Annotated in this window: 14 protein-coding genes; 7 read left to right on the forward strand and 7 right to left on the reverse strand. The window is 45.3% G+C overall.

Annotated elements, in window-relative coordinates:
• The first annotated feature begins 79 nt into the window (after window positions 1-79).
• Window positions 80-592, forward strand: coding sequence for a hypothetical protein (locus N836_RS68715; protein ID WP_023076332.1), 513 nt, complete (start codon window positions 80-82; stop codon window positions 590-592).
• 241 nt (window positions 593-833) lie between these two features.
• Here N836_RS68715 and N836_RS68720 read toward each other — a convergent pair whose 3' ends face one another.
• From N836_RS68720 to N836_RS68745, 6 genes are all read right to left on the reverse strand, one after another.
• The gene (locus N836_RS68720) at window positions 834-1,370 is read right to left on the reverse strand and encodes a hypothetical protein (RefSeq protein WP_031294374.1); all 537 of its coding nucleotides are present in this window, start codon (window positions 1,368-1,370) and stop codon (window positions 834-836) included.
• A 220-nt stretch (window positions 1,371-1,590) separates the two neighbouring features.
• Window positions 1,591-1,908 (reverse strand): hypothetical protein, encoded by a 318-nt coding sequence (locus tag N836_RS68725; RefSeq protein WP_031294375.1) that lies wholly within the window; start codon window positions 1,906-1,908, stop codon window positions 1,591-1,593.
• Window positions 1,909-2,337: 429 nt separating this feature from the next.
• The gene (locus tag N836_RS68730; RefSeq protein WP_023076335.1) at window positions 2,338-2,730 is read right to left on the reverse strand and encodes a hypothetical protein; all 393 of its coding nucleotides are present in this window, start codon (window positions 2,728-2,730) and stop codon (window positions 2,338-2,340) included.
• Window positions 2,687-3,160, reverse strand: coding sequence for a hypothetical protein (locus N836_RS68735; RefSeq protein ID WP_023076336.1), 474 nt, complete (start codon window positions 3,158-3,160; stop codon window positions 2,687-2,689). Before N836_RS68735 ends, N836_RS68730 begins: the two co-directional genes overlap by 44 nt.
• Before the next feature lie 36 nt (window positions 3,161-3,196).
• Window positions 3,197-3,598 carry a hypothetical protein gene (locus N836_RS68740; protein ID WP_235071182.1) on the reverse strand — a complete coding sequence of 134 codons (402 nt, stop codon included), beginning with the start codon at window positions 3,596-3,598 and terminating at the stop codon, window positions 3,197-3,199.
• Between the two features lie 63 nt (window positions 3,599-3,661).
• Window positions 3,662-3,940, reverse strand: a complete 279-nt coding sequence (locus N836_RS68745; RefSeq protein WP_023076338.1) for a hypothetical protein — start codon at window positions 3,938-3,940, stop codon at window positions 3,662-3,664.
• A gap of 139 nt (window positions 3,941-4,079) precedes the next feature.
• Between N836_RS68745 and N836_RS68750 the strand changes: the two genes are divergently transcribed.
• The 3 genes from N836_RS68750 to N836_RS68760 all read left to right on the forward strand — a co-directional run bounded on the left by N836_RS68750 (window position 4,080) and on the right by N836_RS68760 (window position 6,005).
• Window positions 4,080-4,451 carry a GIY-YIG nuclease family protein gene (locus tag N836_RS68750; RefSeq protein ID WP_023076339.1) on the forward strand — a complete coding sequence of 124 codons (372 nt, stop codon included), beginning with the start codon at window positions 4,080-4,082 and terminating at the stop codon, window positions 4,449-4,451.
• Between the two features lie 317 nt (window positions 4,452-4,768).
• Entirely contained in the window at window positions 4,769-5,533 is a 765-nt protein-coding gene (locus N836_RS68755; RefSeq protein ID WP_023076340.1) for a ParA family protein, read from the forward strand.
• Entirely contained in the window at window positions 5,526-6,005 is a 480-nt protein-coding gene (locus N836_RS68760; protein ID WP_023076341.1) for a hypothetical protein, read from the forward strand. Before N836_RS68755 ends, N836_RS68760 begins: the two co-directional genes overlap by 8 nt.
• A 235-nt stretch (window positions 6,006-6,240) precedes the next feature.
• On the opposite strand, the gene N836_RS68765 is transcribed toward N836_RS68760, so the two are convergent.
• The gene (locus N836_RS68765; protein WP_023076342.1) at window positions 6,241-6,549 is read right to left on the reverse strand and encodes a hypothetical protein; all 309 of its coding nucleotides are present in this window, start codon (window positions 6,547-6,549) and stop codon (window positions 6,241-6,243) included.
• A 503-nt stretch (window positions 6,550-7,052) separates the two neighbouring features.
• Here N836_RS68765 and N836_RS68770 point away from each other — a divergent pair.
• The 3 genes from N836_RS68770 to N836_RS68780 are packed head-to-tail and all read left to right on the forward strand — an operon-like array spanning window position 7,053 to window position 11,940.
• Complete coding sequence (locus N836_RS68770; protein ID WP_023076343.1) at window positions 7,053-9,671, forward strand: hypothetical protein; 2,619 nt, start codon at window positions 7,053-7,055, stop codon at window positions 9,669-9,671.
• A 16-nt stretch (window positions 9,672-9,687) separates the two neighbouring features.
• Window positions 9,688-11,442: a thiamine pyrophosphate-binding protein gene (locus tag N836_RS68775; protein WP_023076344.1), complete on the forward strand. Its 1,755-nt coding sequence runs from the start codon at window positions 9,688-9,690 to the stop codon at window positions 11,440-11,442.
• A 36-nt stretch (window positions 11,443-11,478) separates the two neighbouring features.
• Window positions 11,479-11,940 carry a dtdp-4-dehydrorhamnose -epimerase-like enzyme gene (locus N836_RS68780; protein ID WP_023076345.1) on the forward strand — a complete coding sequence of 154 codons (462 nt, stop codon included), beginning with the start codon at window positions 11,479-11,481 and terminating at the stop codon, window positions 11,938-11,940.
• The last annotated feature ends 60 nt before the right edge of the window (window positions 11,941-12,000 follow it).

Below are 12,000 nucleotides of genomic sequence, written 5' to 3' on the forward strand. Positions count from 1 at the left end.
CCGTCAGATAAGCCTCAGCTACCCCCGGCATTCTTGTAATCAATGAAGTCAATCACTGATTCCTCAAGGAGCTTTAACCATGAAACGCACACTGCTTTCCGCCTTAACTGTTCTCGTTGCATCCGCTGCGATCGCACCCGTTGCTTCCGCCGTCGAGCCCGCTAGCTTCAATATTCAGTCCGCTCGCCTCGAAGAACTCGACGCACGCACTAAGAATTCCGTCCACAAACTACGCCTTGAGCACCTCAACAACCAAACCAAGGCCATCGAAGATATCCAAGCAACTCGCCTCGACGCTCTCGATGCCCGCACTAAGGCTATCGATAACATTCAATCTGCTCGCTTAGAGGCTCTAGACGCTCGTACTAAAGCCGTTGATAACATCCAAGAGACTCGTCTAGATGCCCTGGATGCCCGCACTAAGAACGATGTTCACAAGCTACGCATCGAACATCTCAACAACCAAACCAAAGCCGTTGAGGATATCCAAGCCGCTCGTTTAGATGTCCTGGATGCTCGTACTAAAGCAGTCGATAACATCCAGGAAGCTCGCCTGGATGTGCTAGATGCTCGGACTAAGTCCATCCGCTAACAGATTGCTGAGCTGTTGCGGTACCCAAGCTTGGGTGCCCGGTGCAGACTCCGTTAATCTGTGAAATGCTTCATTCTCAGGGCACCCTTTTTCTACTCAGACTCTCCCTGTACACACTCTCCAGAGCCTCTACCGATTGGTGGGGGCTTTTTTATAGAATATGGCTGAAATGATTGACTGAACTGCGTTTCAGCTATCGATTTTCAATGAAGTATGTACAACTCTACTTTGTAGAACTCTATCAAGGTGCGGATGGCATATCACCCCCTTCACAATAGACTTCAATCGCGTATTCCAATCCGACGTAGGGGTCCTCTCTGGCTATAACTGCCTGATAGGCTTTGGAACGCTCATTCGCTGAAGTAATGTTACGTTCAGCCTCAGCAAACGGAGCTAGATCACGGGAGACTGCCGCTTGGTGGCGAAAACTCGCTGCTAGGTATGATTTCAAAAGGTTTAGATCTTTGTTGCTCAACTCTAGAGATTCTAACGAATTCGCTGTGTCGACTTCGATTTCAGCGTGTTTCAGATAACCGGCTTGTGTCAGCTTTATATCCGTGTAAAAGATTTCTTGATCGTAAGTAGCCATAACTTGATCATAGCTAGCTCTTGTAATCTCGTAGACCTGTTGGCACTCGGCACGACGATCTTCAGTGCGGCGCGCTTTTATGCCGAACGGGTCATCTAAGTCTGAGGTGCAGGCCGTTAAGTTCACGAGTGCAGTTACACCTATGAACGTTCGCAGCAACATCTGACTGGCGCTTGGAGCGATTGGCATTTTGGATCGTGAGAGGTTAAGCGAGTTTTGGCTGAGCCCATTATTCTTCATGTGCAGATAGCTTTGTCCAGGAAGGTACTTCTTAAACTGACTAGGACTTACGCAGGGCCGAAAGGGATCTTGTTGAAACCTTTGCCCACATAGGAGTTCGCCCTACTACTGACCACTACATAGCAACACCTATTCAGACCACAAAAAAAGGGGCCGAAGCCCCACGTTGCTAGTAAGCAGATGGCGGATGAACCACCACCCGAGTACGCCCACCCCGCTGACCACCGGACAACCGGATAGAACCCTGGGGCACCGTGACCGGCATCGACACCATGAAGCGACCAGGCCCACCGGCAGGAACCGACCGGACCAAAACCGAGTAACCAACCACCGCCGCCCAGCGCTGGGCGAAAAAGGTGGGCAAGAAGCCAAACCAAAACTCGGCCACATAACCCGTAAACGACCGATCAGACTCGCGCCAGCAGCACTCGACCGCGCCAAACTCAGTGGCTAAACCAGACACAAACTCAAAAGGGACAGAACGCATAAACATAACCAACGCAACGCGCCCTATTCACCCAATGACAAGGCGTTGGTTATTTGAGATCACGTAGTGTCAAGCGAACTTGTAGCCGGAGTTTGAGCACTATTGCGATGCTGCAGCTGCTGGATAACGGAGGCTGCAAGCTTGGCTTGACGCGCTGCATATTACGGGTAAACTTGAGCGGCTGTGGTGGTGATAAATCTGTTGGGTTGGAGCAAGCCTGCAGGAAGATGCACATGCAACTTTGTAACTAGAGTGCAACCTAACTCAAAGGCCCATGCTACAATCACTGCGCTTGAGTGCGCAGCCGCCTAGCAAAAAGCCCCAGCGACGGCCAGGGCCAAGTTAGTCATATTCATAAGCCTAGGGCAGCGTCAGCAATGATGCAGCTAAGCAGACTACTCGTTAGTAAATTGAGATCGCAACTCCTAATCATTTTGCCCAAGGCAACCACTTCCGTGTCTGCTTCGACTGCTCCCTAACCACACCAAGAATCCGCGCGTCCACCTCTTCTTGGGTTTCACCGCCGATAGTGCCATGCAGCCGCTCCAGCTCATTCGCCGACAGCGACTCATTCACCATGTAAGCTTCCTGCGCAGCCTGGGGTAGCGTGGACCGATCACGAATCTTTCCGCCCGTCATCTTGTACAGCTCATTAACTGTGCAATCAAACAGCTCTTTAGTTTCCTCAACAACAGCGTTTCTGTAACATTGAGGACCACCGCCGTTATCTTTAATTGACTGAGTGAAGCGCTTAAAAACAATTGCGCCAGTTGCTCGCTCACGCTGCGGTGGCAGTAGCTGGGAGTCGCCAAGTAGATCCATCTGGGACTCCGATGGCTCGATATTCTCCTTCTCGCTCTTCCACCATTTGGAAAAACCCATGTGCTTCGTCTCTCTCGTTAGGGGCAAAGTCCTCTGAGAACAGCTGTTCTAGACCTTGTTTGATAATCTCCAAACCATCGGGATACATCAAAAAGGCATCGAGAATTTCATGCCGATATTCATAGTCCCAGCGATCGGCAGTGAAATTGAAATCGTGCAAAATTAGCATGTAGGCATCAAGGCACCCTTCGTAGGCGTTGACGGCCTCAAAATAGGCGAGGGCCTTGGCCCAGGTTTTCTTATAACGGCGGTCGCCAAAACGCTTTGTATCCTTGTCAAAGTTTTCAGGCTGAAGCACCACACCGCCTTTCCAGGTGTTGAGAGTGTTCCATGACTGTTTGACTCGGCGTTTTAGCTCCTGCAGTTTCATACGTGCATACGGGGACGCTCTAACCATAGATTACATCTAATCTCCTGAATCACTAAATCGATATCCGGTGGCGGTATACCCGCTGTAATAAATGGCTACCCAACGACTATTGGGCAGCTTGTAATAGTCGGCGGTACTGTCCCGATAGGCTGGAAAACCAAACCGCTCGGAAATGGCTTCATAGCTCTGGGGGAATTGCAGATACAGCAATGCCTTAATTTCGGATTCGTTAAGTTCACCATCCAGGCCATAGGGTTCTAGACCTGCTGGCGGCACCGCCGAGGGAGCGACCGCTTCGGCAGGCTCACTAAGCAGACTGATTTGACTGCCGTTGGAGCAGCCGATCAGAAACGCGATGGTTAGGGCAACGGCAAAGTCGATCCAGGGAATCCGTGGTGATTTTCTACTAAAGAAGTCCACATAAGTTGGAAGACACACATTTATAATCAAAAGACTTGATATTTACTGTAAATCATCCAGTAAATATCAGCATGTAAAAATTTATGTTTTCTTGGTCTGCCTGAGCACTGCTTCAAAAATATGCTCCTGACTGCCAGCGGCTTCGAGCATGCGCTTAATGGTGAGGGCGTAGCCCAAGGTGTTTTCATACTGCGGCGGCATTCCAGAGAACTCTACACCTGGCCCCCAGCGCTCGATGGTATTTTCTTCCAGGCCGATCACCTGGGCCAACAGCTGCACACATTGGCTGCGATATCCTCGCTTAGCTTCGTCCTCAGCCGATGCGCCAAACCAGGCGCGGCAGAACTCTTGAGCCCTCATAAAATCAGTAACGACTGCAATGACTGATCTACCTTTACTGCGTTATTGGGTCGTGGGCTCTAAATACTGGAAACATTCAGGCAAAGGCAGCCTTCAAAGGCTCTATTATCACTGTAACAATTACAGTTAATTAGCAGCCATGGCCAGCTACCCCAGCTTCTCGGTTGATCAAATCCTCTCCAATCCAAACGCTGTCAATCCATGGCTGCTAGAGGCTAAACCATTTACCCAAAAGCGAGAACTCCCTAGCGTAGCCGCGATTTACTTTGTACTGAGGGCTGACGAAATCCTTTACAGCGGGTCGTCTATCAACCTAAGGAAACGATGGAATGGATCAGGACACCGTATTAGTCAGCTTATTGTGGACCGACCTCTAGAGAACGAAATCCAACTCACCTGGCTACGCTGCCAAGGTAATCAAAGACTCTATTTACAAAACATGGAAATGGCTCTTATCAGAGGACTTGATCCACTACTGAATAAAACTTTCAAAAGAACTAAAAATAAATAGACACATATATGTCAAGACATATTGACTGCTCAAAACAACGAACTAAAGACATATAAAAACCTAGACATATTTAATTAAAGACATACTAACCAATGACAGCAGCAACAGAGTGCAGACATATAAACATCGAGACATATCACACCAAACTCTTACAAAGCAATAATTTTTAAAGGATAAGCTCAATCCATTTTTTTGGTTTTTGTGATTTAAATTAAAGACATATATATGTCAAGACATATTTAACTAGAGACATATTGACATATTGATAAATAGAACGCATGCACTTATCTTGGGGGCACCGAGTTGGAGATGAGTCCATGCAAACCTGCTCTGCGATATCCCTATCCGGTGGCCAGGGTAAGACCACCACGATTTTTTTCACTGCGCTACTGCTAGCCAAGCAAGGCAAAAAAGTATTAGTTATCGATGCTGACCCCCAGGCCAATCTGACCTTTTATCTCAACCACGAAGTCCAGGCCGATGACCCCAGCCTGTTTGAAGTGCTCACCCGTGAGGTCACCATCGAAGACGGCATCTACGAAACTCAATACGAAAATCTATTTATCGTCCCAGCGGATACAGGTCTATTTAAAGTATCCGACCGATTGAGCAGTAGCGGAGCTGGTGCTTTTGCGCTGCGGCGCTGCCTTAAGGATGTGGCCGATATTTTTGACTACACACTGATCGATGTGCAGCCGTCGCGATCGCAAATCAGCCTGACCGCTGCAGGTGCATCCAACCACGTTCTTATTCCTGTCGAAGCCAACGTTAAAGGCGTTAACTCCCTAGTTGAAACTCTCGCTTTCCTAGATGAACAAGCCGACATCGAAGCATTTAATGGTCAGGTATTGGGTATCGTTCCATTTCGAGATCGCTGGGTAGGCAATACCCAAACCAAAGAAAGCCGCGAAAACGTTGCCGCCATGAAAGAATTCGCAGGCGATGTCCCGGTACTTGCTTCCATCCGCGAATCAGAAAAATACAAAAACGCTATCCGTACCGGCAAGCTACTATCTGACATCGGACAGCTCGATTTGCAGTACCCTTTTGAACAAATCACGGAGTCCTTGAGCAATGAGTGATGCCTTGAGCAGACTTAAAAATCGACAACGTCCCAAGGTGAGTCCTCGCAACAATCAGGTCGTTCAGAAGAGTCCAGACATACAGAGTCAGAGACATACAGAATCAGAGGACTCCGTTAGATCAATACCTGAGGTGAGTGTAGACATATCGAATCCAGGTCATATTGATGCCTCGAACCCTAGTGCAGACACATTGATATCTAGACATATTGAGTCTGAGACATCACTTAAGGATCTGGAAGTGAAGCGTAGTACTTTCCGTCTGGAGGTAGGGTTGATCAATCGACTACATCAGCATTGTAAGGAAAGCGGTATTAGCCGTGAGGTGCTGATTGAGTCGATGTTTGAGTATATAGAGGCTAATCCCGGGGCAATGGCTCAGGTGATGGCAAAAGCCGAAGAGAAGAATGCTTATAGGCAGCAGCTGGCCAATCGGAAACGCGCGCAGGCCATGATGGATAAGTTTGGATAGGATTATCAAGGGGTTGAGATCGTACCTATTATTTAAGATTGGTAGTCTACATCCTGAATGTCTATGATTACTCCTGTACAGACCACTCATAACCCACACAAGTTTAACTGCAACTAGAAGAAAACCTGTACGAAAAATAAGAGTTCGTGCTGAAGCTTTAGATAACGTGCGGCTATAGTGGGCAATCAGCACGATATGCCGCTGCGAGTAAGCTGAAGACATAGTAGGTATCAGCTTACTCGACACTAGAAATACTAATAGCGTTAGCAGCCACCCCATGCTTCTCTAAGTAGGCTTGCACATATGCATAACGTTTAGAAATCTCCTCAAGATGATCAACGGACACGATGAACGCATCTGCGCCTATCCCGTGTTTAGCGAGATAGCTTTGAACAGATACATATTCTTTGATCACGGGTTGCACAGTTACATGCTCCTTGGGAGAATTTCTCTCTACGAAACGCCTGAGTACTTCTTTAACCAGTGTCATCAACATAATCAGCATAACGATGCCTCCAGGTTCGATAAAAATGTCTTTATTCACTCACACCTTTAAATCCGGTTCAGTAACACCCAAAATTAAAATCAGACAAATCAACACATCAACGTCGATTCATCTATAAACAGATTTTAGCTATTCAAAATAATGTGTCAATGTACAAATTACACATTTGTCAAAAATAACAATAATACATAACTACTAAATGCCTAATATATGGACAATAACTAATTGTTTATTAAAAAAAGAGGAAAAGTGTCAATTAAAAAGACTTTAATTCGAAAAAATTTGTTTCAGCTCGACATAATAATTTTTAGCTGTCTTGACATTTTTGATTTACTCTATTGACACTTTTAGGTTGGCCATCTAATATCGTGATGACACATAAATATTGGTGAATGTTTTTGGGTGCCATTTAATCTGACAGATAAGACATCTATATATAGAAATCGTGTTTGCCAGAGCAGGTACAACTAAAAATCAGATCACAAGACTGTCATCCAGTTGATCTGATTTCGCACTCATAGTTAGTTCAAGGAACATCATCCATGGCCAATCCAAAGCCGACAAAAGCCATCCATATATATGAGGAGAAATACAGGGAACAAAAGTCTCGGATTTGGAAGGGATTTAATCAATACCTGGGGACACTCCAGGATGCCTATGATGTCACCGTCAAAGAATTAGCCGATGGTCTAATGATTAGTCGTCAAAAGTTCTATGACTTTAGGGCTGCTCCTGAAAAGGGATTGTCAATTGATCAGACAGCACTGATAATCCTGTGGGAATGTTTGAGCGATCCTGGCAATCTCAAAGATAAACGGATGTCAGCAGAGATAAGAAAGAAGCGGGAGACTTTACGGCAAGAAGGACCTAATCATTTATTAAAAGCTGCTGGCTTCTCAGCTATAGAAAATGACGAGGAATCAGAAAGGAAGGAAAAAGCCACACTGAAAACTGATACAAGCCTCGATCGCATTAAAGCAAGACTCAATAGCTCATGGATTGAAGATGGTCTTCGTAAAGCTCAAATTATTGATTCTATTTTTGATCTTGTTAAAGACAAAGGGCGGTTAGACAAAACATTACACACCCAACCTATCAGCGCGATAGAAGCCCTAGGCTGGTTAGAAGGGCATCCACTAGATGTCACTGACCAGGACGTGCTCCGCATGTATAAGGACGAAATTCGTAGGCTGGCTCGGTCTGGGAAAAATCAGTTTGTTGGGGCTGAACTGTTTGAGCTCTACCAAAACATACTGGAATACCTATCGATCGATAGTTACGGCAGTAAAGGAATGCGCATTACTAGCTGCCAGTTTCGCATTCTATCGGCACCACTCCCGGCTTCAGTACAGGATATATTTGAAGAATTTAGCCAAATCTATCAGAACGCAGAAATCGCATTACTACAGTTGTTGTGTAATCTCACAGATTTTGATCCTAATGCACTATCGCAGGCTGAATTGTTTACACCAGTGGTTCGAGCTCAGATCACCAGCTATTTAGACGATGGAAAAAAAGAAAAACTAGACGATAGAAAGAAAGAAAAAATTGTCTGGAGATATAGCTCTACCGGAACCCACCTTGAAAATATGCTATCTGCCATCAAACTGGGACTGGGACACTCCTTAGAAATGACAGGATTTTCAATCCATGCAATGGGACCTACGGCCAAAAGTCTGGCACGGGTCTCCATTGGATTAGCTGAACGCAATGATGATGGCACAGTTGGCAACGTCTACCAGGGATGGTGGGTCGGATCTAATGCCATTATATCGGTGTTGACAGCAGCTGTGATTGCCACCAAGGATTGGCTATATAGCCAGGCCGCTAGCCGCTCTCATTACTTTACCACTTGTAAGCAACTAGGGGACATCGACAATAAGCTTTATCTCATCCGTGAAAATGTACATGAGTTCTTTTTTCGAAGTGTCAGCGATTACTTTAAAAATTCTGAGTATTCTGACGAAGAAACCTTTTTCAAGACTGCAGAAACTCGGATTTTAGAAATCGAGAACGGTTTAAGCGTAGAACAACAGCAGCCTTCCTTTAGGGATCGCAACCAGGCATTAAAAAATAGACTGTTCAAGACCAAATTAACGCGCATGCGCTTGGCTCTGAAAAAATCTGCTATCGGCGCAGCAACCCACAATCTTGATGACGTCAAGTCATTCATCGCCACTTACGAAAACGATAACCTCTCAAAAGACTATGAGTCAGAAGAAGAGGCTTATCGCCATATCCTCTTCCTACAGGCATCCGAGTGTGTGATGCTATATAACTTCTATGCAGGGGATCGAGAGTTTCTAAATGGAAAACTGTGGCGATATCGTCCTCGATATAAGTACGAAAACGGCCTGAAAAAACTAGGCAAGTATATTAAAGCGGTAGGAGCGCTCAACTTTGATACCTTCTCCTGCGCATCCCAAGTCTTTGGCAATATCGGCATTTTAGAGCTTTATATGGCCCAAGAAAAAGACACTCAGTTTTTACAACAAGCTGCCGAAAATTTACTATGGGCTGCCCACTACTCACAGCGGATTGGCTACGTCAGACGGGCCACCTACTGGTTAACCCACGCTAGCCGCGTTTATTGTCGGTTAGGAGAACTAGAAAAGTCTGAACGACTTTCTACAATTGCCCAAGCTGCTGCAAATTCAGTCCATCAAGACCATCAAGAAGAGCTAGAGTACGACTCTAGATTTAAAGATTTTATCGCTGCCATTAAAACCCTGACAGAGGGGGAACGATTCCTTGCTAACCAGGAGCCAACGAAGGCAATTTTATCTTTTTTGAACGCATTAGATGTCTTTGTGAATATTCACGCTACGGATCGACTCACAGCAGATACACTCTATGGTTTATACAGGGCCTCTCAGGTTGTTGACGATGAAGTTGGCCATGTCTTTGAAATTCTCAAAGATAATTTTGAATATACTCAACCAGACCCAGGTATGAGGGCTATTCTCGAAAAAATCATTCAGTCCTTAAAGCAAATTCCCCCTGAAGCTTCTTGGAAATCAATCTCTCCAAAATTTAAAGAGCTTGCAAAATCAATCTGGCATCACTGGGTAGAAGAAGGCAGCGAGGCATCAGAAACCCATCCTATTGAAGATGCTATGGACCGAGATCAATTCCTAATCGCTGTCAAAAAATCTGACTAGGACAAAGCATTGCGTCATGGATAAATCCAAATGTATTCAGATGATTGGAGGAGATATTATGTACAAGAAAGCCAAATATACTCGAGCCTCAGCGCTACAGACCAAAAAATTAGTCAGCAACAATACCCGATATTTCGGGGTAGCTCACAACAATATTACAGGTACAAAGCCATCAGATTTTTTTACACGGTCATCTCATCAGCCTTGGTGGCCAACGTCCAAAAAGAAAGAATCACAGAGTGCTGCTGAATTACTGGTGAAATGCCTTGAGGCTAAAAATGTTCATTTTGTTTTTGGCCAACTTAGAGACAGTAAGTCTTTACTGGAGCAGGCCCTCCATCAGTCGTCAATTCAGTTTATTCCCACCCGCCATAGTGGAGAAGCTGCTTCCATGGCTCATGTTCACAGCCGCTTTACTGGTCAGGCAGGAGTCTGTCTTGCGACATCAATGCAAAGCATACTCAATTCTTTGCCTGCTGTGGCTGTGGCTAATCTCAATAATATTCCTCTGATTTTAATTACGGAGCAATCAATCAGTAATTATCTTGCCATCAATACGCAGGAAAATCTAAATCTGAACAACATAATTGCTCCGGTAACTCAATGGAGTCATCAAATTGATCATCCTGTAGATATACCAGAGGTTGTTCATAAAGCGTTTGCACAAGCAGAAATAGGAACCGATATAAAACTGCCAGGAGCAGTGCATATTAACTTACCGACAACAACAGCAATAAGGTCAACTTCAGCGACGCCTCTCAAACTTGTTACGGAGAAAAAGGTTAACCCAAATACTAAACTCTTGAGCCAAGCAGCACAATGGATCAGTAGAGTGGACCATCCCATAATTTTGGTTGGTAGTGGTGCTATTCAATCAGAGGGTAGAAGTCAAGTAATTAAACTTGCTACACAGCTAGAAATTCCAGTCGCTAATACAGTGATGGCCAAAGGGATAATCCCTGAGAATCATCCTCTTTCTGTAGGGACCGTAGCCTCATCAAAGGACTATAGTCGCTATGGCTTTGATTGGGCTGACCTCGTAATTACAATAGGGTGCCACCCAACAGAATGTACTCCTAAAGACTGGAATCCTGATGGGGATATTCCTACACTTCACATCGGTCAATCATCTGCTGAAATTACTCCCTACTATCATCCTACTCTCGAACTCGTGGGTAATCTTCCAGAAACTTTAGCTGCTTTTCTAAACCGGGCGAATCGGCAGGATAAATACAAGGTAGCTTCCCCCAAGGGATATGCAATCAGCTCGACAACTCCTCGCCAGCAAAGCCATGAAATTCAAATTCCTTGCAAACCTCAGGCCTTAATCAAAGTCCTGCGAACAGCTCTAAAATCAGAAGATATTTTACTCTCAGATAATGGTACACATCGCGAGTGGATCATCCGTGACTATCCTTGTGAGTTACCTAACAAATGTCTTCTCTTCAACGAGTCTGCATCTACAGGATTGGTAATTTCAGGAGCGATTGCCACAAAATTGACCAATCCCCAACACAACGTACTTGCTGTGACGGGTGCTGATGGCTTTATGAAAAGCTATTCAGCACTTGAACCAGCCCAATGGCTCAAAACCCCATTTGTCACATTGATTTGCAATCAGGGCGGGTATTATCCTAACTTTGTCGAGATCGCTAAGAGTATGGGTTTTCGGGGATATCGCATAACCAGTTCAGACGACCTGCTACCCATAGTCAAGGATTCTTTAACTCAGCAGGTTCCGATAATCATTGACTGTCCTATGGACTACTAGAAAATCTGTCTACAACATTATTAGGAGAATATTATTATGAGTAAGCCTAGTCAGATCACACTTCATCCATTGTCCTCCGAGAAATCGGGCAGCTCTGAGTTTTACGAACTGCAACGGAGCGATCAAACACTTGTAGTAGAGGTAGGTGCCGGGGTGATTGAGGACCTATTTGTCCATCATTTCCAAACGGATCAGCTGGTGGTGGTCAAAGGCAGTCTAGTCATAGTGACATTGCAAAACCAACGTTACGAATACCATGCTCTCAGCGAGCACACACCCACAACACTTGAGATTCCACCTGGTATTCCGCACAGTGCTATTAACTTAAGTCCTGAGCCTTGTGTGGTAGTAAATTCTGTCTTACGCCATGGTCCGCCCCATGAGCGGGATTATCAACCTACGAAGCCGCCTTTTCCATACGATATTGCTAAAGCAATGCAGCTACTGAGAACGGTCACAGGTGATCAGTATCAGTATCCAATGCTTAAAGCTATATAAGGGCTAAACCGCTGAGACTACATGCAAATACAAAAAAGCTCAAACACCAGAGGACAGCTG

The sequence above is a fragment of the Leptolyngbya sp. Heron Island J genome (assembly GCF_000482245.1).
Classification (GTDB): domain Bacteria; phylum Cyanobacteriota; class Cyanobacteriia; order Phormidesmidales; family Phormidesmidaceae; genus Leptothoe.